We start from the raw sequence: 23,943 nt of genomic DNA on the forward strand, positions 1-23,943 counted from the left end.
TAAATGGCCTCCAAGACATTCGTTCCTGCGTTCAAGGCGCAGGTAGGAAATTGGACTTACTACTCCTGCCTCATGAGCTACGCACAGGTAGCCCGCGAGGTAAATTTCGCACATGAACTCGGAGGGAACCAGGATCTCGGTACCATGATCCAGCGCGGTGTTGGCACCCGCACTGGGCAGATCACCGACTACCTGCTGACCAACGAGAACCGCTTCCTCGGCGCTATCATCATCGCGGTTTGGGGTGGTGACCCCAACTACCTTGAACTGACCATGGATGCGGACGCCGAAAATCAGGCAGTGCTCGCCGGCCTCGACCGCAACTTCGGCGTACTCACTTTTGATGGGACCCAGCAGTTCTTCGCCCTCGACGGCCAGCACCGTCTGAAGGCGATCAAGGATGCCATTAAGCGCGACCCCGACCTGGGCAGCGAAGACATCAACGTCATTGTCGTGCCGCACTTCGACACACCCGACGGACGCCGCCGTACCAGGCGTCTGTTCACCAACATCAACCGCAACGCCAAGAGCACCAACGTCCAAGAGAACATTGCGCTCGACGAGGACGACAGCTTCGCGATCCTGACTCGCCAGCTTCTCGACGAACATCCGTTCCTGAGCCGGGACAAGGTCGTCGCGGTGTTCAGCAAAGTCGGTCAGGACGGCGAATTGGTCCTTGCGGGGCGCTCAATCGGGTCTAGGAGCCCGGCCTGGAGCGCAATTGGCGTTCTCTATGACATCGTCAAAGAGATCGGCTTCGATCTCCCGTGCACCCTGAACGATTCGAAGCAGCGAGCCACTGATGAGCTCCTTGACCAGAGCTATGAAATCCTGGCCGCACGCATTCAAGACCTCCTCGACTCATGCGGAAATCTACGCCAGCGCTACCTCGCCGCTCAGGCCCCAGGGGACGTGCGCGCACCAAAAGGGCGAGATGGAGCTGGGCACCCATTCATGCGGCCAGCAGTCCAGGTACAGGTGGCGAAAGCCGTGCGTCATATCCTGGAGCAGGAAACACTTACCTGGGACGAACTGATGAAGCGTCTCTCTACCCTGACCTGGAAAATGTCAGCAGCACCGTTCTCATCGATGTGGATCGAGACTCCTGAGGGGCGCCAGCAAGGGAAAATGGCCAGCGGCAAGGACTACACCCAACTGCTGTACGATCTGCTTCTCATTCATCTGGCCCCACGATCGAAGGCTCAAATCAGCAGGGCATTCCGTTCCTACTCCGAACTCAAGAAGACTAAATATCCAATCAGCGTCGAGGAGTTCAATGGCCTCTTGCCAGCTGAGACAGAGTCCGCCCCAAGCTGATTCATCCCACGAGACAAGCCGTTGACCGTAAGGTCCCGGCGTGCGTCTGTGGGGGCGGGCCACACCCAAATGGTCCAACCCTGCCACCGTGCGGATGAGTACATATTCTTTGGGTCATCCAGTCGGGACTGTTCTCTGCGCGGTGCTTCGAAGGGGCTTCGACAGGTCGATGTCTCTGCTTCTCGTTGCGGATCCGCGTCGCGGAGGCTGGTGCGCATCGCCGCCTTCGTATGGGCCGATCATGCCGCCTGCCCCCTTGGCGTCCGCGCGAGCGCTGTTGGCCCCGTATGAAGTTGTTCAGTCGTGTGGTGTGGTGCTCGCCAGCGGCGGTAGAGGTGCATGACGGGTTGGAGGGCGAGCCCACCACTCGCCAGGAGATCTCCGGTGGTGAGTGTGGGGTCGGCGGTGAGGGTGTTGATGATCTGACCAGCGTCGCTGGCTGTGCGTCGGAACGCGGCCTCGAGGAGTCGGTCGGCTCGTTGGTGGGGGTCGTCGGTGGTGAGGGTGGTGATGTGGTCGATGGTGAGGTGGTGGGCTGGGGCGCCGTGGTGGCGGGCTTCCCAGGCGAGGGTGAGGGGGTCGATGGGTTCGCCGCGGTGGTGGAGGGTAGCGAGGCTGCGGTAGAGGAGTTGGTGTCGTGGGTTGGTGAAGTCTTCTGGGTGGAGACGCCGGGTGATTGCGGGGATGTGCTGGGGGTGGCTGGTCAGGCTGGCGAGGAGCTGGGCTTCGTCGTCTTGTTGGGTGGGGGGACTGACGGCGGGTGTCGTCGGTGCGGGTAGGTGGTTGGGGCGGGGGCCGGTGGTGCCCCATCGGTGGGTGGCGCGCTGGAGGGCTTTGGTGAGTTCGTGGGTGGCTGCCAGGGTGTTGGTGGTGCCGAGGTTGCCGGCTGCTTCGACGCGGGCGGTTGTGGCGAGGCGGGTGGTGTGGCGGGCGAGGTCGCGGCGGATGGAGGCTGCGAGCACCATGCGGGCGTAGGCGGGGGCGTGGTCGGGGTTGGGGCAGCGTTCGGCTGACAGTGACTGGGCTTGGTGGGGAGCCGTGCCGCTGGTGGGTTGGTTGGTGAGGTGGCGGTAGTGCTCCCGGTGGGTGGCGTCGGCGAAGTCGTCTGGGCGCAGGAGCTTGGCGATGCCGGGTACGTGGTCGGGGCGGGTGTGGAGGGCGGCGAAGAGGGCTTGCTCGGCGTAGAGCTCGAGGTCGTCGTTGGGGAGGTTCATGGCGCACCGGTCGGGGAGGTCGCGTTCAGTGGCGTTGTGCTCGGCGGACGGCGTTGGTGGCGGCTTTGGCGATGGTGGTGGCGGCGTGGGTGGGGTCGGCGAGTTGGACGAGGGTGGTGCCGGGGAGGGGTTGGGGGTGGGGGGCGAAGGCGAGCCAGAGGATGGCGCAGCCGGTGGTGCGCAGGGTGCTGATGCGGGTTTGGGCGCGTCGGCGTTCGACGTCGCTGTAGCGGCCGTCGGAGGCGATGACGAGGAGGCGGCCGGTGCCGGGGGTGGTGAGGTTGAGGCCGGCGGTGAGGGCGTCGATGGCGTCGGCGAGGTTGTGGCTGCCGCCTTTGGCGGTGAGTTGGGTGACGTCTCGTGGGGCGCGGCCGGGGGCGGTGATGGCTGTGAGGGTGGAGTGGTAGGCGATGGTGGCGGTGCGGGAGTCGGGGTCGGTGAGGGCGGCGGCGCGGGCGAGGATCCAGGCGGCGGAGGCGATGGGCTGGGTGGCTTTCGCCATGGAGTAGGAGACGTCGACGGCGATGCCGACGCGGAGGGGTGGTGTGGGGGTGGGTTGGTGGACGGTGCGTTGCCAGGGGGTGGCGGTGGGGGTGGCGCCGGCGGCCAGTTGGGCGTCGAGGGCGAGTGCTTGGCGCATGTCGAGTCGGCCGGGCGGGGCTGTCGAGGGGACGTGGGTGGTGGTGCGTTCGCGGTAGGCGGCGGCGCGTAGTGCCCTGGCGAGCCGCCCGGCCGCGGCCTTCTCGGCTGTGGTCGGCGGGCGGGAGCCGGTGACCGGTGGTGGGTCGGGGAAGTCGGGCGGTTGCGGGCTGGGGTTGACGGGGTGCCCGACGTTGGTGAACACCTCGCGGGCCATCTTCGCCGCGTGCCTGCCGTGCTCGGATTGGGCGGCGCGGGCTTGGCGCCGTGCCGTGCGGGCGGCGTGGGCTTGGTCCTGGAGGTCGGCTTCCTCGGCGTCGTTGGCGGTGACGCGGATCGCGACCTGGTGGATGGCTTCGGCCAGTTGGCCGCGGCGGGCTGTGGGGTCAGGAGCTGGTTCGCGTTCGTGGGGGTCGGCGGCCAAGGCGTCGCACCAGGCTGTGGCGTGCCGCAGCATGCCCGGGGTGTCGTCGTCGGCGGTGGTGCGCGCGGCGGTCCATATGTTCTGGAGAGTGTGGAGGAGGTTCGCGCCGAGGACGGTGGTGACGACGTTCTCGAGGTGTCGGGTTTCATCTGAAGCGAGGACCCCGGCGTCGCGGCGGGCGAGGATGAGGCCGGCGGCCCACGCTGCGTGCCAGGTGTCGGTGGGGGTGTCGCGGGTGATGTCCGCGAGGATCAGGCTCTGGACGGCGGTGCGGAGGAAACGTCGGTCCTGGGGGCGCCGTCGGAGGTGGGCGTGTTCGGCGCGGGCTTCTTCGAGCAGCCCGGCTGCCGCGCCCTGGGCGGTCCGGTGCAGGGTGGGCGGGATGGTCCATCGGCTGTGGGCGGCGTGGGCGGCTTCGTGGGTGAAGACGCCCCAGGCCGCGGGGTAGCGCTCTTCGTCACCGGGCCGGGAGGGGTCGATGCTGGTGGGGTCGAGCGGGGTGAACAGGTCGGTGCTGATCTCGAGTTCGGCACGGGGTGGGGAGAAGGCGGCGGGGGCGCCGGAGTGGGTCTGGTGGCGGCAGGTGACGATGACGTCGTCGCGGTCGGCGAGGTCGGGCAGTCGCCTGGAGAGGGCCGCGCTGATGCGCAGCCACTGCCGGTCCAGCCGGCGCAGGCCGAGGGCCTGTGGGGCACCGCCGTCGTCCTCCCAGCGGGCCTGGTCGCGGTCGTCGTCGGTCAGCGGCGGCGTGCGGGCGAGGTGGGTGGACATGACGGCGGTGGGGTGCCTTTCCGGGGCAGGCCAGGGCTGGTGGAAGGGGGGAGCTGGCGGCCGAGCGCCAAGGGCTCGATGCGGTTGCCGACCGCGTTGGTGACGATCTTGGCGACGATCTCGCGGTCCTCGGGCGGGGCGATGCCGACGAGGTTGGCGAAGGCGACATCGGCGCCGAGGACGCCTGAGATCTTCTGGAAAGCCAGCAACTCGCGCAGTTGCGGCGCCCATCCGATCTCGTCGTTCTCTCGACGCTGGGCGAGGTTGCGGGCGACGCGGACGGCGGTGAGGTCGATCCCCAGGGACGCGGCGAGGTCGTAGTCGGAGGTCACCTGGATCTGGACGGCGAACCGGCTCGCGAGGGCTTCGGTGAGAACCGCGCCGTGGACGCCGGGATTGTGTCCGGCGATCACGTAGAACCCGGGGCCGGCGGTGATCGTCTCGCCCCGGTGGGCTTTGACCTGGATCTGGCGGCGGCCGTCCATCGCGGGATACAGGGCGGCCAGGACCTTCGGTGAGATCAGGGTCGCGTCGTCGATCAGGAGGGCTCGGCCTTCGGTCATGGCGACGATGAGCGGGCCGTAGACGAACTCGTATCCGCCGCTGTCACTTTGGGTGTACTCCCCCACGAGATCGCCGACGGTGGTGTCACCATCTCCCGCGACGGTGATCAGGTCCGGGAAGGCGGCCTCGACGAGCGAGGTCTTGCCTGTCCCGGGCGGCCCATACAGCAGGACTGGCACGTCGGCTTGCCGCAGCCGGCGCAACGCCTCCACGTCCGGCATGCGCGCCAGGGCTCGCGGGTGGTACTGCTGGCCGTTGGGCCTGGTGATCGGCCCACCGTCCGTGACCGGAGGAAGCTGCTTGGTCGGGCTCGCGGCGGGGCTGGGGGGCTGGCGGGTGTCGGTGGAGCGCCTCGGGGCGTGTCGTGCGGCGGCGGCCGTCAGGGCCGTGGCTTGGTAGCGGCGGGGGGTGGAGCCGACGCGTTCGGCTTCGCCGCGGTCGGTCAGGGTCTCGCAGGCGTTGCCGATCGCGCCGGTCGAGTGACCCAGTAGCCTGGCCAGTTCCGTCACGCTGAAGCGCTCCGCCGCATCGTCGGCCAGGACCTTGGCGACGGCGGCTCGAAGCTCGCCGGGGCGTGCCTTCGCGCTCGGTGACGTCGACGGTGAGCTGGAAGTTTCCTTGCCGGGGGAAGCGGGTGAGCGTGGCGAGGAAGGGCTGGTCATCGGTGAAAGTCCCTATCGAAGTGCCGGTGGTGGCGCACAGGGGAGGTGGGTGGCGTCGGGGGGCTCGTCACGCAGCCAGGGTGAAGTCGTCGCGTGTGACGTGCGGGGTCAGTAGATGGCAGGCCAGGAAGGGTGGCACCGCGTTGCCGATCTGGGTGAACTGCTGACCCTTGGTCCCCTGCCATGGGTAGTCGGGCGGGAATGACTGCAGGACTCCGGCCTCGGCCGCGGTGATGGCCACGCGCGAGGGCGGGGTGGTGGCGCTGCCTGGTGGGGTGGTGCTGATCCAGGTGCACTCGTTGACACGGCCCCCGAAGAAGAGGGTGGAGGCTGGCTGGTCGAGCGAGCGGACCGCGGCATTGGCCTGGTTGTTGCTGCGCAGCGCCCAGCGCGCGTCGTCGTGCGCGGCGGCCGTGGGACGCGGACGCCAGGCCCCGTGCCGGGCAGCGCGGCTGAGGACGGTGCGGGAGCCGCTGGGGAAGGGATCGGGGCCGCCGGTGTCCGTTCCGCCGGCGCAGATGGTGGGGACCGGGCGGCCGGTCGCGCCCCAGCCGAGGGCGTCCGCCATGGATACCCAGCGGGCCCGGCCGGGCCCGAACAAGGGCGCGGGCTCGGCGTGTTCGGCATGGGTGGGTTGTGGTGGTGTGGCTATGCGGGTGCGGGAGGCGATCAGGATGGCCCGGCGGCGGGTCTGCGGGACGCCGAAGTCGGCCGCGTTGAGAACGCCGCTCCAGGCGGAGAAACCCCACGCACGCAGGATGTGCGCGTACTGCGCCAACAACGGGGCGACGGCGGGAACTTCCTCCATGACCACCCAGTCGGGGCGGCCGTGTCGGTTGAGGGCGGCGAGGTAGCGCATGGGCTCGGCAGCGAGGAGCGAACGGGGATCAGCGCAGGCTGCGAGCAGCTGTTCACGCGTATCGCGCCCGCTGGCGAGGTCGGCGACGGCCTGGTGGACGTGCTGCTGATCGCGGCGACCGAGGCGTTTGCCCGCGGTGCTCCAGGCCTGACATGGAGGTGAGGCGATCAGACCGGTGACCTGGTCGACGAAGGGCAGGGTGGGGTAGGTGGTGACGTCGGCGCGGATGGTGAGGTGCCGGGCGGCGGCCCGAGTGGCGCAGGCAGCTCGGTCCCATTCGAGACCGATGTCGCGGTGGCCAAGGGCCGCGAGGCCGGTCGACCAGCCGCCGGGGCCGGCGAACAAGTCGAGGATCACCACGTTGCCTGGCCGTAGTCGGGCCGCGTGGAGGTGCGAAGGGCGCGGTGGACGGGCTGCGACATCAACAGGGCGCTCCGGGAGTGTTGCGAGTGGTTCGGCCGGGGCCGCGGCGCAGGTGGCGAGAGGTGGCGGATGACTGCGGCAGGGGCGGGCCGGTCGAGGGACCGCTGCGGAGGTGCTCGTCCCGGGCACCGGCGAAGCCGGCGGCCAGCAGGTGACCGGCCGGCGGGTGGCGGCGAGGTCGGCGGAGACGCGGCAGCGTGCCGCGCGGGGACGATCAGGGTGGGGAAGTGCAGGGGCGCCGGCGGGTCAGGTGCGGCGTCCGGTGGGTGGCTGGCTGGTGTGTCGGGTGATGTGGGCGAGGGCGTGGTGGACGTGGGCGTTGACCGGTCCACCTCGGGCGGGGGTGATCAGGGCGATCTCCCTGGCGATGTAGGGGATGTCGCGATAGCGGCGCTCGACTGGTGTGCTGGTGGCGAGGTGGGTGACGAACTGATTGATCAACGGCTGGGGAGTCGCAGTGGTGAAGGTGGCGGTCCAGTGGGTGTTGAAGCCGTCGAAGAGGGAGTGGGTAACCTGCCAGGGCGTGTCCGCGCCGGGTGTGTGGCGGACGGCGCAGTGGCCGTCGGGTGAGGTGAACTGGGCTGGGTCCTTCTGGTAGTGCCAGCCGTTGAGCCGGGCCGTGGTGAGGATGTCCGGCGCGTCGTTGAGCGCTCCGATGCGGTCGATGAGCCGGTGGTCGCCGAGGAGTTGGGGGAGTGACTGGGTGATGGCGGCGATGACTTCGACGGGCGTGAGGTGGGTGAACTCGGCCGACCACGAGGGTTGGCGCCGGGTGACCGTCCACCACACGCCGTCTTGCCGCGTCGGGTCGAAGGCGACGGCAACTGCGCCGTCGGGGCTGGTGACGGTGACCTGTCCTCGGTCGCGAACGTGGTGGGTTGGCCAGTGGAAGAGGTGGATGAGCGGTCCGAGGGCGTCGGCGATGCCGCCGCCGCCAGCGAGGTAGCGGGGAGAGACGAGGACGAGGTCGTCGTCGTGGAAGTGGGGCATGGTCACGCTCCCGGGGCCCGGGGGCTTCGCCGGCGGACGGACGAGGGCTGCGCTATGCCCGGTGGGCGGGCTGGAGCCTGGGCCCGGGTGGCGGCCAGGGCGGCCTGGCCGCGCTTGGTGATGGCGAGGAGTTGGCCGTGGAAGAGCAGCATCGTGCTGGTGTCGCGGCTGATCAGGCCCTTGCGCTGAAGCGCGTTGTAGGTGGTCAGGGTGATGCGGGCGCCGCTGCCGGCATCGAGGTAGCGGGAGCCTCGTAGCGTTTCGTGGAGCCGCACACGGCCGTCGGCGATGGCCTGCAGGGCGGAGCGTTGCGCCGCGGTGAGCCGCGGAACGTCGCGGGGCTCGGCCTCGGCGTGGGCCCTGCCCTGGGCGGCTGGTGTGGCCGTGTGCGGCTGTGGTTCGGCGCTGCGCGCGTGCGCGGCCGTGCTGTGCAGGGCGAGGGCCGACTGTTCCAGCCGGGCCATGGCCTCAGCGCGCCGCTGATCGACCTCGGCGCGGGCAGCCTGCGGGAGCTGCTCGCGGGCGCCAGGTTCGTGATCGGCCCAGCTGACCGTCGTCAACGCGCTCTGCCCGGTGGCGGTGGCGAGCAGACCGGCGGCGTGGGTGGAGTTCTCAACGGCCTGGGTGAGGGCGGTGAGGGCGATGCCAGCTTCGATGGGCTGGCTGGGCCGGCGGGCAGCCAGCTCGGTGAGGCGGCGCAGTGTCCCCTTGACCAGGGCGTGGCATTGCTCGAGGTAGGCGGCGAGGTCGGCCAGTCCGGTGGCGGGGTTGAGGAAGGGGCGTTCGTTGATCCGGTTCCACAGGCCCATGTAGCGGTCGGCGAGCGTGTCGAGCTGGTCGGCCAGTTCGGGGATGTCGAGGGTGCGTGGGGGCGTGGGGTCGGTCATGCTGCCTGCTCGTAGGCGTCGGGCCGGTTGGGGCCGGTGGGGTGAAGGACGCGGGTGGTGATCAGGGCGGTTTGGCGCCGGGAGGCGGCGGCGATGCCGGGGGCGTCGGGCTGCTGGTACCAGGGCTTGAGGGTGAGCAGGGCGACGGGCAGGCCGGTGGCGAGCAGCAGCCCTTGCCCCTTGGGCAGGGCCCGGATGCGGTCGGGGGGCAGGATGCGCTCGGTGCGCGTGGAGATGGAGGTGGAGCGGCCCTGTTCGCTGTGGGAGTGCGAGAGGGTCTCGACCTCGTGGTCGCCGATGAGCCGCGAGAGTTTATCGGCGAAGTCAGGGTCGTCGATGCCCGAGCCGATGATCTTGATCGTGGACGCCGACCACAGGGCGTCCATGCCGGTGTCTCCCCAGACACGCTGGCCTTGGCGGTAGCTCTGAAGGATCGTCAGGGGCAGGACGCCGCGGGAACCGAGGTGGGAGTAGAGGTCGGGCAAGTCCGCGATTTTGCAGACGTTGGCCGCCTCGTCCAGGACGCAGATCATTGGCGGGTCGAGTCGGCCGCCGTCGCGTTCGGCTTGGCGGACGGCGGCGCGCATCACGGAGTCCGCGGCGGCGGCGATGATGCCCGAGGCTCCGCCGCCTCCGTCCTTGGACAGCAGGTAGAGGGTGTCGCGGCTGGTCGCGAAGTCCTCGGGGCGGAACTCGGGGACGTCCGGGTGTGGGGTGACCCAGGCGGCGATCGCGGGATCGAGAAGGCAGGCAAGGAACTGGCGGGCGGTCTCGAAGATGCCGTCGCGGGTTTCGGCCGCGCCGGCCACGGTGCCTTCGAGCTGGTCGGCTCGAGCGTCCTCGCCGATGTCCTTCAGCGCGTCGATGGGGGTGCGGTCGGCTGGGGCAGCTAGCCACGCCAGCACGTCGGTGACCGGCAGGCCGGTGTTGGCCGCGGCCAGGAACATGCTGGTCAGGGTGTTCTGCGCGGCCTTGGACCAGAAGTCTTGGTCGGACTCGCTGATGGTGGCGGTCACGAAGTGGCCGGCCAGGCGCTGCGCGCCCTCCGGGGTGGCGGCCTCGGCGAGGATGTTCCACCACAGCTCGCGCGGGGCACGGGCGATCTGCTGCGGGTCCAGCGTCCACACCGTTCCGACGGCCGCGCGGGCTTCGAGGGTGACGGTGTAGGCGTCGTTGGCTGCCTTGTTCGAGGTGAGGAGTACCGCGCCCGGTGCGCTGAGAATGGCCGGGACGGCCAGGGAGGTGGTCTTGCCTGACCGCGGCGCCATGATGGCCAGGCCGACGTCTTCGAAGCTGGCGAACACCGCTTGGTGCCCGGGGGCGAGATCGCCGAGCCGGATCCCGATCTCGGAGTCTGTCAGCCGACGGGCTGGTCGCGCCGCCAGGCTCGGCCGCAGTTGCCGTGCCTTCGCGGCGGTCGGCCGCAGCAGCAACGGCTTGACCTGCGGGGCGGTCGCCAGGCCCTTGACCTGCCGGCCCCGGCCGGTCGCGCGGTGCCGAACCCACCACCAGCCGGCCACTGCCACGGCCGTCGCGGTGACCACGGTGGGCACGACCAGCCGCCCGAGGGTCAACACCGTGCTGGAGGTCTCCGGCCACAACCGCTCGGGTTCCAACAGGGCCGCGGTGGGGGCGTAGGGAGCCCACCGGCCGGACCGAGACAGGATGGTCGCGAGGTTGCCGCCCAGCCAGGCGACGTTCGCGAACGGCACCGCCACAGCCAGGACGGTCAACACAAGGCGGAAGAGGGCGTCCGTCCCAGAGGAGGATACGGAGGGGCGTGCAGCAGACATCGACAGATCCCGTGAGAGCGAGGCGAACCACAATCGGGGGCGGCCGCGCGGCTCTGCCAAGCGATGCTGTAAACATGTGATAGCGCTCCTCGACTTCCGTGCTGAAGTGTTTCCTCGCGGACTCGGGCAACAGGGGCTATGCGTTATCCCAGAAGACGATATTGGCCCCGGGCTCCCCCGTCCGGTAGCCGTAAAACCCGTAACGGGCGCCTTCCCTGAGGTTCAAATTCCTCGCCGTGCAAGTTCCGTACCCGCCGCTGGCCGTCACGCGCGCCACGAATCCGTCTCGCTGGTTCCAGACGGCCACCGTGACCGCATATCCATCCCGACGGCTGTCACACACCCTCAGCTGATCCCCGTCGGAAATGAACCGCGCGGTCCCGTAGATCGTGCCGCTCTGCGGCTTGGTGATGTAGCCGTAGTCGTCGGCCCGCGCGTTCTCGGCGGTCAGATACGTGAGTGTCACCCCTGCGAAGAGCACGGCGAGCGTCTTCAATACCTTTGGGCGATACTTCATTGTCATCGTCCTCGAAATGTCTTTCTGCGTAGCAGTGAATCGTCAGGGCGTGCGGCGGCGAGCAGCGGCAGGGGACGGGGCGGTCCGCCGGGAGGGGCCAGGTGGGGGAGGCATGGCGCGGGTGGACGCGTGCTTGCCCGACGTCTCGGCGCGAACGGCAAGGAGGTCATCGGCGATGCGGGACAGCTGGCCGCGCCGGTGCTCGAGATCTTCGTGGGCCAGCTCCAGGTCCCTGGCAAAGCGGTCCAGGTGTGGGCTGGTGCGCTCCGCGCCCACCTGCGCACACCAGCGGGCGGACTCGGCAACGAACTCGCCAGCGAGGGTGAGCACCCCATCGCGTTCGTCTGTCAGCTGGCTGATCAGGCCGGCGAGCTGTTCCGGACTCCAGGTGCGATCAAGCTCGTCGGTGAGTGAGATCAGCGCTCCGGCAGCGCGCGGCATGTCCGGCACCGGCTCCGTCGGTCGAAGGATCTGCGGATCGATGACGACCTCGAGGTCGAGCTCCCGCAGCCGGTGCATGGCGTGCAGGGTTCGCCGGATGGCCTCCGCATGGTCCATCTGCGGTAGGAAGAACGTCTCGGTCTCCGGCTCGTGCACGAAGCCGGCCTTGGCGAGCACGAGCAGCTGTTCGTCCGCCGCGTGGGCCAGGCGGGCGTAGATACCGAGGCCGCGGGTAGCACCGAACGCCGCGTCGGGCCGCAGGGAAATCAATTCATTGGGATTCATCACGTTCGCCTTCGAAGACATAAACAAGCCACTAGCAAGGGTGCTCACATTTCACCCAAGGAGGATTCGACATTGGCCGCCGGCGGCCTAATGTCGAAATCCAAGACGCGCGTCCACTGCCTGCTCACCCCTTCCGGAAAATGCGGATTTCTCACGGTTCTCCGGGCTCGCTGCGGGCCAAGGCTCCTGGTCCAAGAGTTCTTGGAGACGGCGTTCCGTCTCCCGGTCGTAAAGGGCGGGATCGAGGTCGATGAGGAATCCGGCTGCCCGCAGCACCACGGCGGCTCGGGTGGCGCGTGTTTTCTCCTCTGGACGCCCCAGTCCCTTCGGGAGCCGCCACCATCGGTACTGTTCCGGGAGACGCATTTCATGAAAGCCGCAGCGGCGCAGGATCCCGTCGGCGATCTGCATGCCGCCTTGAGCGATCACCTCGCCGCTCTTCGGCTTGCGGAAAATGCGCATGTGGAGCTTGTCGCGATTTCGGGCCGGTGACACGGGCAGCTACCTCTCAAGCCGGCGGTGGAGAGATGACTTGGGGCTTCTAGTCGGCATGTGCCGCAGCGACGATTTCATCGGCGATATGGACGAGTTGACCGTCGCTCGTCTGCGTGTAGCTGTGAGTCTCGCCGAGGCCTCGGCTCGGCAGCACAGGGAGCAGCCATTTCTGGAGATCTTTGAAGAACGTGACGCAGTCAACGCAGTTCTGCTCGATGTGGATGAGATACTTGGGTGCTGCGGTGATAAATGAGTGTTCGCCTCCGTTGTCGTCTCGAAGGCGCCACCCGTCCGCCCCGGTTATCTCGTGCCAGGACGGCGCGACCACGGTGAAGCGGTCCCCGGTCAGTCCTCCATCGAAGCTTCCGTAAATGATCAGGACGCGCTCACCCGAGGTGAAATGCTCGTGGGGCACCGACCGTTCATAGGTCAGGGTGTCCACCACGACGATCTGCGAACGCGACACCACAGGCTCCCTTCCCCCGGCTCTCGCACTGGAGACTCCCAGAGTCCCCGGCATCAACGGCTTGGGCAGACAGGAAATCTGTGATAGGCGTCAGCCCGCAGGCGACGCCCCTGCCCCCTCCCCCGGCCCTGCCTGTTGTCCACCTCAAGCGTTGGAGGAAGCCCGCGATGTCTCGCCCTGTTCTCTACCTGGACGTCGACGGACCATTGAACCCCTATGCCGCGCCCCCACAGCAGCCTCCTCTGGGATTCAGTGTTCACCGGATGCTTCCCGAGAGTTGGATCGCCCAACATCCGGGTAAGCCGCGCCCTTACGTTAAGCCACTCCGCGTGCTGCTCAATCCCGAGCACGGACTCCGTCTGCGCGAACTCAGTGCGCTGTATGACCTGGTGTGGGCGACCACCTGGTCCACGGAAGCCAACGAATTCATCGGGCCCATTCTTGACCTTCCCGATCTACCGGTTTTGGACCTGCCCGCCGAGCGCGCGGAATCCTCGCACGGCGGATCCTGGAAGACCCGATATGTCATCGCGCATGCCGCTGGAAGGGCCTTCGCCTGGGTCGACGACGAGATCCGCGACGCCGACCACTCCTTGGTCAAGAGCAGTCATCCGGGCTCCGCGTTGCTGCATCGCGTCGACGCCCGTGTCGGTCTGCGAGACGAGGACTTCGCCGCGCTCAGCCGCTTCGGCCGCTCCCAGGCCACTCCAATCTCGCCAGCTGTGCCGGGTCGAGGGAAACGGCCCTCATCGGGGCGGTGATCCGCCTCGATCACGTGGTCCTGCCGGGGTGGGCCGGAGGTTGTGGATGTGGAGGGCGGTGGGCTGCCGGCAGGTGAGTGACGACCTCGCCAGTTCCGGCGAGGAGGCGACTCGCGCTGGTGATGAGCGACTGGGCCGTGGAGAGTCGCTGTTCGAGCGCACGCGATGGTGGCGTGTTCATTCGCTCGAGGTAGTCACCGAAGGCGGTGAGAAAGTCCTGCAACTGTGCGAGTGGTCCGTCGCGATGGTTGAGGACGCCGTCGATGATAGCACCCGCCTCGGTGGGGGTCGTGGCCTGTCGGAGGCGCTCGGCATAGATATCGCTGGGAGCGGTGAGGCGCGTGTAGGCGACGAGGAGGCGGGGGTCGGCGGTCACGTCGTAGTCGAGGTCCGACAGCAGGCTCATGGATTCCGCGGCGCGGCGGAGCTGCGTGATGAACGGGGTGTCGCGGTGGAGCCGGAGGGCTTTGAGGTCGTGAGCGTAGAAGAAGCCTTGCTGCTCCAGCAGGCGGACCGGGTGGTGGCGGCCCTCGGATATCCAGGGCGCGGCGTCGGCGCCGTGAACGGTGACGCCGACTCCGGGCTGGTGGTCGAAGCTGATCTGAGGACGGAGGGGCAACGTCGGAGCCTTCTTCGTGGCCGACGCGAGATGCGAGGATCACGCGTCGCCCCTTGTGCGTTGGGCTGGTGGGCGTCGAGGTCCCAGGATTCAGCGTGTGCGGTTCTGTGGTGGCCGTTTGCCGGTGGGTGAGGGGATGGCCGGCCCGCTGGCTGTCCGGGGTGGAGCGGGCTGGCCGGCGCCGTCGGCGTGGGCTAGCCGGTTGAGTTCGGGTAGTGCTTCCTCAAGGCGCTGCTGGACGGTCCTGATCGTGTGATCGGCCTCGGTGAGGGCGTCGAGGAGCGGGGTCATGTCGTGGCCTTCGCTGCGGGCGGTCCACTCGCGTGTTGTCTGCAGGCAGGTCCGGATCGCGGTGAGAAGTGATGCGTCGTCGGCGGCGACGAGCTGGTAGAGGTGCCATGCGAGCTCGTCGGGGTGCCAGATGTTGGGGAGCTGCCTGGTGAGGTCGCTCACCGCCTTGATGGCGCTGGGCAGGTCGATGACGGGTGGCGGCCAGGCGATGAGGTCTACCTGGGTCACGGTCGTGATGTCGCGGCCCTCCAGGATCTGCAGGGCGCGGAAGATGCGCTGGCGTGCTTCGTCGAGGGGGACATTGGGCGGGAGGACGTAGGTGTCGGCTTCTTCGGTGGGTTGGAAGCCGACCCAGGCAAGGACTTTGGGCACGAACTCGTTGTTCGTGGTGTCTCGGGCGGTGATGCCGCCTGCGCGGGTGCGCTTGATGTCTACGGCGTCGTCCACGGTCTGGGGGTCTCCTCGGGCGAAGTGCGGTCAGCGTGCGAGGTTGCGGTCAGTCGCCCCGCCGACAAGGGGGCGGACGGCTGGTGGTGCGGGCCTGGCACCGGGCATCCGACCGTGTGCGGGCGACGGGGAGGCGTTGATGACGTGGTCATGGACGCTGGCGATGAGGCGTTCGACACCGTCGATGACGCTTCGAAGGTCGTCCGCCAGGTCCTGGAGGTCAGCGGTCTGTACGGACCCGAGGTGTCCTTCCTCGGCGCTCCACACGACCGCGTCGTCGAACCAGCTGCGCAGGCCGTGGAGAGGGCCGTCGGCAGCGACCAAGTCGGCAAGGATGTCGATGAGTTCGCGAGGATGCCAGATGTGTTCGAGCGTGTTGCGGAGTTCGAAGAGGGCACGCGCGGCGTCCGCCGCGGCGGGGTGCGTGACCTTGGGGCCGAGGAAGGGCTGGTGGCAGCGGGCGGACAGGCCGGCGGCTCGGAGGTTCTTGATCGCTGTGTGGGCGTGGATGAAGGCTTCGTGCAGGGGGACTGTGCGGGGGAGCACGAAGAGCTCGCGGTCGGCCTCGGTATCGCCCCGCTGGAATCCGGCATCGAACAGGGCCGCGCTGGCGGTGGGCCACCAGGAGCCGGGATGGATGCGGGCGGTGATGCCCTGGTGGGCGGAGACGGTGAAGGAGACGTCAGCGGGTGCGGCCATGGTGCTGCCTTCGACGATCGTTGATGGGCGTTGGTCGTGATGCGTTGACGTGCTGGGGCGTCGCCTCGGGCTTCGCGGCGGGGCCGCAGCGTGGCCCCTGGCCGGGTGGCGCCGTCGTGGCTGGCGTCAGGGCTGTGTCATGCGTGCGTCGGTGTCGAAGAGGGCTGCTTCGTGGGCGTGCAGGAGGTGTTGGGTGATGAAGGAGCGGGAGGCGACCTTCCACAGGCCGCGGCCCTTGGTGAGCGCGGAGACGGCCTCGGCCTCCGTGCCGGTCAGCCCCAGGAGGCTTGCTGCGGCGGCGAGTTGGTCGGCTTCTTGGCGGTAGATGATGCGGGTGGAGCAGTCGGCCAGGAGTCCTTCGGCCAGGGCCCGGCCGCGGGATCCGGCGTCGCCGGCGGCGAGGAGGTCGGAGAGGCGGTGGATGACGGCGAGGTTGGCGATACCGAGGCCGCGGGAGAGTTTCCAGTGGGCTTGCATGCGCTCGAGGAGAGCGAGGTGGCGCATCAGGCGCCATGCCTCGTCGTAGATGACCCAGCGCTGTCCGCCGGTGGGGTCGGAGAGGGCGGATTCCATCCAGGCCGAGGCGCAGGTCATGGCCAGGACGAGGGCGGTGTCGTCGCCGGCTCCGCCCATGCGGGACAGGTCGATGGTCAGGATGGGGACGCAGGGGTCGAAGGTGGTGGTGGAGGGCGCATCGAAGAGGCCGGCGAGGTCGCCGGCGACGAGGCGGCGCAGGGCGTGGGCGAGGTCGCGGGCGGCGTCGGCGAGGTCGCCAGCGAGGGTGCCGCTGGCTTGGGTGAGCAGCTGTGGGGTGTTGAGGACGCGGTCGATGTCGCCGAGGAGTGGCGTTCGCCCCTGCGCGGTGGCGTGGTGGGTGGCGGTGTCCAGGGCGATGTCGGCGGCGGTATGTTCCATCGGGTGCAGATCGCGGCCGAGGACGGTGCGGGCCAGGGAGGCGAGTAGGAGGAGGCGGCGCTTGCGGACCTCGCCGAGCCAGTCGTCCTCGGAGATGTGCGCGGGGCGTGCGGGGGCGTCCAGGGGGTTGAGGCGACCGGGGAGGCCGGGGCCGAGGGCGATGGTGGCGCCGCCGAGGGCCTCGGCGAGGGGGGTCCACTCCCCCTTGGGGTCGCAGGGGACGTAGACGCGGTAGCCGAAGGCGGTGCTGCGCAGGGCGATCGACTTGGCGAGGGCCGACTTGCCGGTGCCGATCACGCCGGCGAGGAGCACGTTGGGGTTGGTGAAGCCGTCCAGGGTGCCGTAGAGGCGGAAGGGGTCGAAGCAGAAGGAGGCTTCGGCGTGGACGTCGCGGCCGATGTAAATGCCGTCGGCACCGAGTCCACCCTCGGCGAGGAAGGGGTAGGCGCCGGCGGCGACCTGGGTGGTGATGCGGTGCGCGGGAAGATGGAGATGGCGGCCGCGGGCGGAGGCCGGTCCCGGTCGGCCGTTCGCTGGATATACGGGGGCGAGCTCGGGGTCGGCGGCGGGACGTGGCAGGCGGGTGGGGGCCGTGTGGGCGCGGGCTTGTCGGTGGGCGTCGCGGAGCTGGCGGCGGGCTGCGGCCCGGTCGCGGCGGGAGGCGTGCCGGGGGAGGTAGAGGCCGGTGGCGCTGGTGGTGCGGTGCTCGTTCATCGCCTCTCCTCGCCGGGCTGGGGGTAGGAGGCATGGCCGTGGAGCGGGCTGTGCAGGTCGGCGGGGGTGGTCTGGCGCCGCACGGTCGCGCCGCTGGCGAGGTGGCGCTGGCAGATGGTCAACAGCGCACCGACCGACACATCGGTCCCGCGTTGCGGGCAGTCCTCGCCGGGTGGTTGGCCGGTGACGGTGGGGGGTGCGGTGTGGAAGGCGTCGTGGGTGTGGGCGGCGGCCTGCCACAGGCGGATGCGGGCCGCCTGCAGGTGTGCGGCTTCGGCGGGCGTCTCCGGGAGGGTGCGGGCGAGGAGTTGGTCGAGCAGCTGGTGGAGTGCGGCGAGGTGGGCGTGCAGGGCGTCGAGTTCGCGGCGGCCGGCGGGCCCAGCGTGCGTGGCCGTCTGGCGGGTGTGGTGACGGATGTCGGCCGTCGCGGCGCGCAGGCGGGCCGCCGGCTCGGATGGGGGTGCGGGCATGGGGATCGGCGCCTTCCAGCACGAGGGGAGCGAGGGTGTCACGCCGCGAGGGCCAGCGGGAGTGCCGCTGCGGTGAACGCCTCGGCCTGCCGGTAGGTGAGGCGTCGCAGATCGATCTGGGCGGAGACGGCCGCGGTCTCGATCTGAGCACAGGCGGCGTGCAGGGCCTCGGTGGTGTCGGCCGAGACGGTCACCAGGCCGGTGAACGCGACATCGGCGTGACCGGCGATCAGCTGGCGTTCCCGTTCTTGAACGTCGGCGTACTCCATGGAGTGGGCCTCGGAGTCCACGCGGCCGCGGCGCTGCCGTTCGGCGGCTTCGGCAACGATGCCGGCCTTGCGGCGCTGGACGTCGCGCAGCGCTGCGTCGATCGAGGCGGGCCGGTAGGTGAGGCTGACGCTGCGCCGCACGCCGGAGGTGAACATGACCTGGTGGAGGAAGCCGGGTGAGGTCTCGGTACGGGGCCAGTTCTCGATCCAGTAGGTGCAGTGCACCGCAGTGTCGGTGCGGATCAGGCCCGGCTCCTCGATCTGCACGACCGGGCCCGCCGCGGCGGGGGCGGCCCGGGCGGTCGTGGTGGGCGACCACCGTTGGAGTGCCGGCAGCGCCTTCGGGTCGTAGGCGGTGCGGATGACGGCGGCGATCTCCTGCGCGTCCAGCCAGCCCAGGGAGTAGATGCCGGCCCCTCGGGCGGCCTGGTTGAAGGAGGCCACCAGTTGGTTGAGCACCATGAACGCCCCGCTCAGGCCGCCGCCGGCCTGGTTGATCAGCCTGCGGGCGGCTTTGAGGTCGAAGGCGAGCGCGACATAGGACTCGTGCGGGGCGGCGGCGGGCCCGGCGGCCTCGACGAGGTCGCGGTAGACGCCGACAGCCATGCCAGCCTCCGGCCGGCCGTGCTCGGTGAAGTGCCGCACGAGGGCGTCGCCGGAGTCGGGGACGGTGCGCTCCAGCACCTGGACGCTGCGGATGTGGCCGGTCCTGGCAAGCGCGGCCAACGCCCGGCCCCAGCCATGGACGTGGGCATTCTGCGTGGCGGGATCGAGGAGGGCGAAGGCCCGGGAGGCCACCCGCACCACCACGGTGAGGGTGCGGGCGTGGGGGTCGTGGATGGCGGCGTAGTGCCCGGACGGCGCGGTGATCAGGCGCAGTGAGCCGGCCGCGCCGGGCAGGTGGAGGAGTCCGGCCACGGCCGGGCGCGTCGCGGGCCTAGCCAGCCACTCGAGCTGGCCGTGCAGGCGCCGCAGCCCGTAGCGGGCGAGCACGGGCATCCAGTCGGTCAACGGAATGCCGCCCCGCCGGGTCCAGATCAGTCCGGCCAACAGGGCCAAGGCCGGGGCGAGTTGGAGGGCGAGGATGACTCCGCCGCTGGTGAGCGCACCCATCACCAGCACGAGTCCGAGGCCGGCGGTGGCCAGCTGCATGGCGCTCATCCCCAGCAGCACCCCGCGGCGCGAGCGGTGCGGGAACTTCACGACCGGCGGCACGCCGGCCCCGGAGTTGGGGGGTGTCATGGTGAGCAGACCTCTCTGGAACCCACGGGAGAAGGAGCGGGCGGGGGTTGGTGGTGGTCAGTCGCCCTCGGGTCGAGGGCCGCTCGGCGGGGGTGGCGGGGCAGGCTTGTTGGCGGCTTTGAGTCGGGTTTGCGGTTTGTTCAGTGGCACGGCCGCGCCGCCGGCGGCCGGCTGACGCTGCCCGCCGGCCTGACCCGACGGGCCGTCCGGGCCGTCCGGGGGGTTGGCGGTTGGTGTGCCGGGGCCCTGCCGGCTGGCGGTGTCGCCTCCCGTGGTCCGGCCGGCCGTGCTGGCGGGGACGATGCCGTCGGCCGGGGAGCCGGACCAGCTGGCCGGTCCCTGCGGGGCGATGCCGCCGGACGGGGCGATGCCTCCGGTCTTGGCCTTGGCGGCGACGGCTCCGGCCTGCTGGGCGGAGCGTGCCGTGGCGGACACGCCGGCGGTGCCGCTGCGATGGATGTCCTCGCCTCCGCCGTCGCCGGCCCAGCGCACGAAGCGATAGGTGGCGAACGGGCTGACGAGCACCAGCGCCATGACCACCATGCCGGCGACGGCATCCGAGAGAGCGGTGAGCCCGTCACCTTGGGGGTCGCTCTCCCCCATGGCCGCCACGCCGAGCAGGAAGATCACGGTCATGAGCAGCTTGCTGATGACCAGGGTCGCGGTGATCTCGATCCATCCTCGGCGCCAGCGGCGCGCGGTGTCCCAGCCGCCGCCCGCGCCGGCGAAGACCGCCAGCGAGACCATGACGAGGATTCCGACCTTCCGCAGGATCATCACGCCCCAGAAGGCGAACGCTCCCACCGCCAGGCCGATCGCCATCAGTGTCGCCAGGGCCCAGCCCAGATCGAACATGGGGCCGAGCAGGGCGACGTCGACGACCCGTCGCACAGTGTCGGACAGCGATGTGCCGGCTGCTTCGAACAAGCCCGCTGAGAGGGCGTCGACGATTCCCAGCGCCAGCATCGTGAGCGGGATCACGACGAACGCGAACAGGATCCCGCTGATCGTGCCGGTCAACGCCCGGCGCATCGCCGACCCGTCGTGGCGCCAGGCGGCGTAGACCAGGTGGAGGCAGAAGGCGCCGACGGTGGTCACCAGCCCGATGGGCAGCAGCAGTTCGTAGTTGTCGCGGAACCACCGGGCGTCCAGGTCGACGGCTGTGGTGGCGTCGACCGCGGAGGCGGCGAGGTCGGCGGCCGAGACGGCCATGTCACCCATCGAGGTGGCGATCCACGCGCCGATTCCCTCGGTCATCGCCTGCGCGGTGCCGGTGGCCATGTCGGCGACCGAATCGCACACCCGGTCCACCAGGGGGATGTCACAGACACTCACGCCGGCCGTCCTTCTTCTTCGCTCATTCCAGGCATCAGGGGGTCAGAACGCCACGGTCGGAAGCCGGCCGGCCAAGCCGCAGCGGTCGCCGGGGCGGCACTGGACGGCGAGGGTCACCGTGCGCTCCTCGGCGCCCCGGCCGCCGTCGCGCCAGTGGATGCTCTGCCGGCCGGTGACCGTGACCACGTACACGTAGGCCTCGGTGATCAACTCCGGGCGGGCCCGCAGCTGCTCCTCGAAGGACGCCGGGAAGTGGCCCGACTCGCTCTGGGCGGTGGCGAACTGCTCGTTGTCCGCCAGCTGCAGCCACACCTCCGGGGTGGGGATCTGCGCCGCCACCGACTCCCAGTCGGCGTAGGTCTCCTCCGCGGTCATCCAGGCGCGCAACTCCGCAGTGCGTTCGCGATGCGTCGCGCGCCGGGTGTCATAGGACCACAGCGCCTCCGCGGCCGCCTGCGCGAAGAGGACGGCGTCGCTGGTGCTCGGCGGAGTCCGAGGAACCCACTCCTCTCCCGCCTCCCTCTCGTCTTCCGCTGGGCTGGAGGGGGTGTGGGGCGGTGTCGGGCTCGCCGACGGGGCGGCGGCGCCGTCGGGCGATGCGGGTGTCGACTCGGCTCCGGTGTGTTCGCGGGTCGTGGTGGCCACCGCCCAGGCGCCGGCCACCAGCAGCAGGAAGACGATCACGCCGATGGCCGTGCGCTGCCACAAGGACAGGCCACGGCCGACCGGGCCGGTGGAAAGGCTGGTGCGCATCCCTCACTCCACCTGCGACCCGATGTTGGAGAAGAACGCGACGATGCCGTTGGCCGCTCCCAGCAGCAGCGCGCAGCCAGCCGATACCAGCACGCCCTGCTTCCCCTTGGCCTCGGCGCCGTGGCTGGCGGAGAAGTGCCCGTAGGCCCACACCACGCCGGCCACCGACAAGGCGCCGACGATCGCGATGATCCCGAAGAGGTTGATCGAGCTCATCGTGTCCCGCAGAACGTCCAGACCCGGCAGCCCCCCTTCCTCGGGAGATATTCCAGGGTCATATGCCAAATCGTTGGCGCGGCGGGAAACCGACATGAAGAAGCTCCTTGCGGCGCGCGAAGGACGCGCGAGAAAGAAAGAGAAGGGGGAGGAGAAGTTCGCGGGGGCGAGCGGCGGAAGCGGCTCAGCGAGGTCAGGTCACGACGCGGCGCACGTGCGTGATCTGGGACGCCCAATCGTCGAGGTAGGCGATGCGCACCACGTCGTCCGTACCGGGCGCGTGGAGGACGAGCCCCGAGCCGATCGCCATGCCGACGTGATCCGGGCCGTCTGGGGCTCGCCCGGTGAAGACCAGGTCCCCGGGCCGAACGGCGTCGGCATCGACGGCGGTGCCTTCGCGATACTGCGTGAACGTCGTGCGCGACAGCTCGACGCCAGCCGCGGCATAGGACTGCTGCACCAGCGAGGAACAGTCGCATCGCCGCCCGGGATTCGGGCCGTGCGGGTCGGTGCAGTCCCCACCCCACTGATACGGGCTGCCCAGCTGCCGCAGTCCCCATCGGATCGCGAGGCGCACCTGAGCCGGTGCGTCCTCGGGCACCTCATACCCAGCCGGTAGCAGGCCTGCGGGAATCGGCCGGCCAGCGGCGATCTCCTCGCCCGCGCAGCCGGAAGCGGCGGCTTCGCTCTCTGCGGGGCCGACTCCGGCCGAGTCCGCGAGAGCCTCCCTCAGCGCGGTGGCCAGCGACTCCCACCGGGCATAGGCGTCGGGGAAGGCCGAGCGCTGTACCGTCTGCGCCGCCACGGTCAGCGGCATCTCCTCCCAGCCGGGCACGGCGAGGAGCGCCTCGTAGAAGCGGGTGGCGGCATAGGCCGGGTCGAGAATCTCCTCCGGGGTTCCCCAGCCTTGGGAGGGGCGCTGCTGGAACAGGCCGAGGCTGTCCCGATCGCCGTAGTCGATGTTGCGAAGGGTGGACTCCTGCATCGCTGTGGCCAGCGCGATGACCTGGCCACGGGCCGGAACACCGAGCTCGACGCCCGTGGTGACGATCGCTTGGGCGTTGGGCACCTGTTCCTGCGGATCGGACAGGCCGGCGCTCGAGCCGCCGACGGCCTCCTGGTTCCCGTCGAGGACCGCGCGGACCTGCTCGGCCACCGCGGCAACATCCACCTCCGGCGCGGTTGCGCATACCGCGGACTCATAGCTGTTGAACGCCATCGCGGCCGAGCCCGCCAACATGACCGGGGATATGACGACCGCGACGGCCATAGCTACAGACGCCTTCTTCACAGCGGAAACACGACCTCATATCAGCGAATTACGAAGGAAGCCAATACGGGCAGTAGCGACCCGGCGATGGTGTCTCGTCGCCCGGGAGTTCACCCAGGCGACGAGCACACTGCTCATGCGGCAGCCAGCCGCGTTGGTAATCTGCCGAACCACGACATATCTCGGCACCTCTCCTCTTCGGGAAGGAAGCGCCTCGACTGTAGGGGCGAATTCCGGTCGCGCCAACAAGCCCCCGATGACTTCTCCTCTGAGTGGGGCGACCGGATTATTCGGCTATCCTCCCGAACTCCACGCCCATTTTCCCGCTGCTCGTCGAGCTAAGAACCCTGGTTCCGGCGAGAGGAGACCTCGCTTCGATGCCCTATTCCCTCCATCAAGGCGATGCGCTGAGCGTTCTGTCCCAGCTTCCGGACAACGCGGCCGACAGCGTCATCACCGACCCGCCCTATAACTCCGGCGGCCGCACCGCTGCCGAACGAACCGGCCGCACGGCCCGCGCCAAGTACACGTCCGCCGACGCGCAACACGGCCTTGCCGACTTCGACGGCGAGAACAAGGACCAGCGCTCCTACGGCTACTGGCTCACCTTGAACCTCACCCAGGCCTACCGCATCACCAAGCCGTCCGGTACGGCGCTGATCTTCACCGACTGGCGCCAACTCCCCATCACCACGGATGCCTTCCAGGCCGCCGGCTGGACATGGCGAGGGATCGCTACCTGGCACAAGCCGGCCTCGCGCCCGCAGAAGGGCCGGATCAAGCAGGACTGCGAATATGTGGTCTGGGGCACCAAAGGGCCGGTCGCCCCTGACCGCAACCCTATATACCTCCCCGGGCTGTTCTCCGCCTCCCAGCCGAGGAAGGGCCGTCAGCACATCACCCAAAAGCCCGTCGAAGTCATGCGGCAACTGGTTCAGATGTGCCCACCGGCTGGCACCATCCTGGACTTCTGCGCGGGCTCCGGCTCCACCGGAGTCGCCGCCCTTCTCGAAGGCCGGGACTTCATCGGCATCGAACTCAGTCCTCACTATGCCGAGATCGCGCGCCAGCGGCTCGATGAAGCCCTCCGAGCCTCCACCGGACGGAACGACCTCGACTTGGCGGCGCCGGCATCCGAATGACCTTCCAGCGCTCCCCAGCAGAAGTCATTGAGTTGACGTAACGCGTGCTTCCT

General features: G+C 69.5%; 24 protein-coding genes. 3 read left to right on the plus strand and 21 right to left on the minus strand.

The window, feature by feature from the left end:
• Positions 1–3: 3 nt before the first annotated feature.
• Complete coding sequence (locus ACFWI8_RS24660) at positions 4–1,317, plus strand: DGQHR domain-containing protein (protein ID WP_387095282.1); 1,314 nt, start codon at positions 4–6, stop codon at positions 1,315–1,317.
• 239 nt (positions 1,318–1,556) lie between these two features.
• On the opposite strand, the gene ACFWI8_RS24665 is transcribed toward ACFWI8_RS24660, so the two are convergent.
• The 11 genes from ACFWI8_RS24665 to ACFWI8_RS24715 all read right to left on the minus strand — a co-directional run bounded on the left by ACFWI8_RS24665 (position 1,557) and on the right by ACFWI8_RS24715 (position 12,747).
• Positions 1,557–2,531 (minus strand): DnaB-like helicase N-terminal domain-containing protein, encoded by a 975-nt coding sequence (locus ACFWI8_RS24665; RefSeq protein WP_387095285.1) that lies wholly within the window; start codon positions 2,529–2,531, stop codon positions 1,557–1,559.
• A 25-nt stretch (positions 2,532–2,556) separates the two neighbouring features.
• Positions 2,557–4,365: a VWA domain-containing protein gene (locus ACFWI8_RS24670; protein WP_387095287.1), complete on the minus strand. Its 1,809-nt coding sequence runs from the start codon at positions 4,363–4,365 to the stop codon at positions 2,557–2,559.
• Entirely contained in the window at positions 4,332–5,591 is a 1,260-nt protein-coding gene (locus tag ACFWI8_RS24675; RefSeq protein WP_387095290.1) for an AAA family ATPase, read from the minus strand. The genes ACFWI8_RS24670 and ACFWI8_RS24675 overlap by 34 nt, the downstream gene beginning before the upstream one ends.
• A 67-nt stretch (positions 5,592–5,658) precedes the next feature.
• Positions 5,659–6,807: a DNA cytosine methyltransferase gene (locus ACFWI8_RS24680; RefSeq protein ID WP_387095386.1), complete on the minus strand. Its 1,149-nt coding sequence runs from the start codon at positions 6,805–6,807 to the stop codon at positions 5,659–5,661.
• Between the two features lie 312 nt (positions 6,808–7,119).
• A complete protein-coding gene (locus ACFWI8_RS24685; protein WP_387095293.1) occupies positions 7,120–7,863 on the minus strand; it encodes a DUF317 domain-containing protein in 744 nt (247 codons plus the stop codon).
• Between the two features lie 2 nt (positions 7,864–7,865).
• Positions 7,866–8,750, minus strand: coding sequence for a hypothetical protein (locus ACFWI8_RS24690; protein WP_387095296.1), 885 nt, complete (start codon positions 8,748–8,750; stop codon positions 7,866–7,868).
• Positions 8,747–10,543: a type IV secretory system conjugative DNA transfer family protein gene (locus ACFWI8_RS24695; RefSeq protein WP_387095303.1), complete on the minus strand. Its 1,797-nt coding sequence runs from the start codon at positions 10,541–10,543 to the stop codon at positions 8,747–8,749. Before ACFWI8_RS24695 ends, ACFWI8_RS24690 begins: the two co-directional genes overlap by 4 nt.
• A gap of 136 nt (positions 10,544–10,679) precedes the next feature.
• The gene (locus tag ACFWI8_RS24700; protein WP_387095306.1) at positions 10,680–11,060 is read right to left on the minus strand and encodes a hypothetical protein; all 381 of its coding nucleotides are present in this window, start codon (positions 11,058–11,060) and stop codon (positions 10,680–10,682) included.
• 42 nt (positions 11,061–11,102) lie between these two features.
• Positions 11,103–11,786: a hypothetical protein gene (locus ACFWI8_RS24705; protein WP_387095308.1), complete on the minus strand. Its 684-nt coding sequence runs from the start codon at positions 11,784–11,786 to the stop codon at positions 11,103–11,105.
• A gap of 87 nt (positions 11,787–11,873) precedes the next feature.
• Positions 11,874–12,248, minus strand: a complete 375-nt coding sequence (locus tag ACFWI8_RS24710; RefSeq protein ID WP_387095311.1) for a hypothetical protein — start codon at positions 12,246–12,248, stop codon at positions 11,874–11,876.
• A 79-nt stretch (positions 12,249–12,327) separates the two neighbouring features.
• On the minus strand, positions 12,328–12,747 hold the full coding sequence (locus tag ACFWI8_RS24715) for a hypothetical protein (RefSeq protein WP_387095314.1): 420 nt from the start codon (positions 12,745–12,747) through the stop codon (positions 12,328–12,330).
• A gap of 167 nt (positions 12,748–12,914) precedes the next feature.
• On the opposite strand from ACFWI8_RS24715, the gene ACFWI8_RS24720 reads away from it, so the two are divergent.
• Positions 12,915–13,508: a hypothetical protein gene (locus ACFWI8_RS24720; protein ID WP_387095317.1), complete on the plus strand. Its 594-nt coding sequence runs from the start codon at positions 12,915–12,917 to the stop codon at positions 13,506–13,508.
• Between the two features lie 10 nt (positions 13,509–13,518).
• Here ACFWI8_RS24720 and ACFWI8_RS24725 read toward each other — a convergent pair whose 3' ends face one another.
• The 10 genes from ACFWI8_RS24725 to ACFWI8_RS24770 form a co-directional block, all read right to left on the minus strand.
• A complete protein-coding gene (locus ACFWI8_RS24725; RefSeq protein WP_387095320.1) occupies positions 13,519–14,127 on the minus strand; it encodes a hypothetical protein in 609 nt (202 codons plus the stop codon).
• 90 nt (positions 14,128–14,217) lie between these two features.
• Positions 14,218–14,865 (minus strand): hypothetical protein, encoded by a 648-nt coding sequence (locus ACFWI8_RS24730; protein WP_387095323.1) that lies wholly within the window; start codon positions 14,863–14,865, stop codon positions 14,218–14,220.
• A gap of 30 nt (positions 14,866–14,895) precedes the next feature.
• Entirely contained in the window at positions 14,896–15,564 is a 669-nt protein-coding gene (locus ACFWI8_RS24735) for a hypothetical protein (RefSeq protein WP_387095326.1), read from the minus strand.
• A 126-nt stretch (positions 15,565–15,690) separates the two neighbouring features.
• Positions 15,691–17,193 (minus strand): ATP-binding protein, encoded by a 1,503-nt coding sequence (locus tag ACFWI8_RS24740; protein ID WP_387095329.1) that lies wholly within the window; start codon positions 17,191–17,193, stop codon positions 15,691–15,693.
• Positions 17,190–17,663, minus strand: a complete 474-nt coding sequence (locus ACFWI8_RS24745) for a DUF6238 family protein (RefSeq protein WP_387095332.1) — start codon at positions 17,661–17,663, stop codon at positions 17,190–17,192. The genes ACFWI8_RS24740 and ACFWI8_RS24745 overlap by 4 nt, the downstream gene beginning before the upstream one ends.
• 38 nt (positions 17,664–17,701) lie before the next feature.
• Positions 17,702–19,174: an SCO6880 family protein gene (locus ACFWI8_RS24750; RefSeq protein ID WP_387095335.1), complete on the minus strand. Its 1,473-nt coding sequence runs from the start codon at positions 19,172–19,174 to the stop codon at positions 17,702–17,704.
• A 57-nt stretch (positions 19,175–19,231) separates the two neighbouring features.
• Complete coding sequence (locus tag ACFWI8_RS24755; RefSeq protein WP_387095338.1) at positions 19,232–20,509, minus strand: ATP-binding protein; 1,278 nt, start codon at positions 20,507–20,509, stop codon at positions 19,232–19,234.
• Positions 20,510–20,551: 42 nt separating this feature from the next.
• Positions 20,552–21,262: a hypothetical protein gene (locus ACFWI8_RS24760; RefSeq protein WP_387095341.1), complete on the minus strand. Its 711-nt coding sequence runs from the start codon at positions 21,260–21,262 to the stop codon at positions 20,552–20,554.
• 3 nt (positions 21,263–21,265) lie between these two features.
• A complete protein-coding gene (locus ACFWI8_RS24765) occupies positions 21,266–21,574 on the minus strand; it encodes a DUF6112 family protein (protein WP_387095344.1) in 309 nt (102 codons plus the stop codon).
• 97 nt (positions 21,575–21,671) lie between these two features.
• Positions 21,672–22,748, minus strand: a complete 1,077-nt coding sequence (locus ACFWI8_RS24770; RefSeq protein ID WP_387095347.1) for a C40 family peptidase — start codon at positions 22,746–22,748, stop codon at positions 21,672–21,674.
• Positions 22,749–23,125: 377 nt separating this feature from the next.
• Between ACFWI8_RS24770 and ACFWI8_RS24775 the strand changes: the two genes are divergently transcribed.
• Entirely contained in the window at positions 23,126–23,890 is a 765-nt protein-coding gene (locus ACFWI8_RS24775) for a DNA-methyltransferase (protein ID WP_387095350.1), read from the plus strand.
• Positions 23,891–23,943 lie beyond the last annotated feature (53 nt).

Source organism: Streptomyces sp. NPDC127098, from assembly GCF_042722465.1.
GTDB lineage: Bacteria > Actinomycetota > Actinomycetes > Streptomycetales > Streptomycetaceae > Streptomyces > Streptomyces millisiae.